The sequence below is a fragment of the Vibrio sp. Vb1755 genome (assembly GCF_033338635.1).
Classification (GTDB): domain Bacteria; phylum Pseudomonadota; class Gammaproteobacteria; order Enterobacterales; family Vibrionaceae; genus Vibrio; species Vibrio alginolyticus.
This window is the reverse complement of the sequence record NZ_JAWOTA010000296.1, coordinates 1-1,119: the sequence shown is the minus strand read 5'-3', so window position 1 is coordinate 1,119 and position 1,119 is coordinate 1. Positions and strand designations below refer to the sequence as shown.

2 protein-coding genes are annotated in these 1,119 nt (G+C 48.9%); both read right to left on the bottom strand.

Annotated features, from left to right (window positions below):
* Positions 1-777, bottom strand: a 777-nt coding sequence (locus R7E00_RS24675) for a hemin ABC transporter substrate-binding protein (protein ID WP_318124844.1), incomplete at its 3' end; no start/stop codon positions are given.
* Between the two features lie 27 nt (positions 778-804).
* Positions 805-1,119 (bottom strand): biopolymer transporter ExbD (locus R7E00_RS24670; protein WP_318124843.1); only part of this gene is annotated, 315 nt, incomplete at its 5' end.

Below are 1,119 nucleotides of genomic sequence, written 5' to 3'. Positions count from 1 at the left end.
GTTCTTTGTCTGGCCTGCTGGTGTTGCTGCAAGTAACGGCATCGCCTTTAAAATGGCGTCTGCACCGCCCATGGTCTCATAGCTGCGGCCACTAACTAAAATGACATCGGGTTGCATCTCTACCATCGCTTCGGTTGACAGTGGTTTGTAAGAGGTCAGTTTTTTCGCCGCAGGATTATCACCGCCTGCTAACGCGATGATGGCGTCTGGCGTGGTATCCAAGCCTGCAACATTGGCTGGGCGACCTTCGTGAATAAGCAAAAACAGCACTTTCTTTTTAGCAGAAGGTGCAGGCTGATTCGCTTGCAAAGATTCGACTTGCGTTTTTACCTCTTGCTTCAAGTTTGTTGCTTGAGACTCACGGTTCATGATAGTCGCAATCTGATCGATACGATGCAAAAGCCCGTCAACGTTGGCTTCTGTATTGACTATCTCGACATCCACACCTGCCGACTTTAGTTGATTTAAGGTGGTTGTTGGGCCCATCTCATCAGAGCCAATTAACTTGGTTGGGCTCAGTGCCAACAACCCCTCTGCTGAAAGTCGGCGATGATACCCAACGTCGGGTAACTCCATGCCTTGCGGCAAAGAACTGGTTACATCAACGGCGACCAAGCTGTCTTTCGCATCGAGCGCAAGTAATAGTTCGGTAACGGCGCTGCCTGCACTGACGACCCGTTCTGAGGTTGGGGCGTTGTTGGCAAAAAGGTTCGTGCTTGCAAGTAACAGAGCGGCAGCAGTCAACGCTGTGCGCACTGGTGATAATGTGTTCTTCATGAAAATGTTCTCAGTTTTATGTTCTTGTTATGGCGACTCTTCAGTGAGCAATTGAGTCGCCTGAATTCCGTTTTCTTGCAAAAAGCCAAGAAGCTGAACAAGTGATTGAATATTGGCCGTTTTTTCTGCACCAATCACAATAGGTTTATCGGTTGATTTACTCTCTTCTAGCAGCGCGAGAGTGAAGTTTTCCCAATCGATGTACGTTTGTCCGTTGATCGCCCAATAAGGCTCATCCTTGAGGATATTAACGGTAATCGACTGCTTATCGACCTCTGCAACGGCCTGAGAGTCGGTGCTTGGCAGCGCGACATCTAATGAATCGAGTTTGACTGCGGCGGT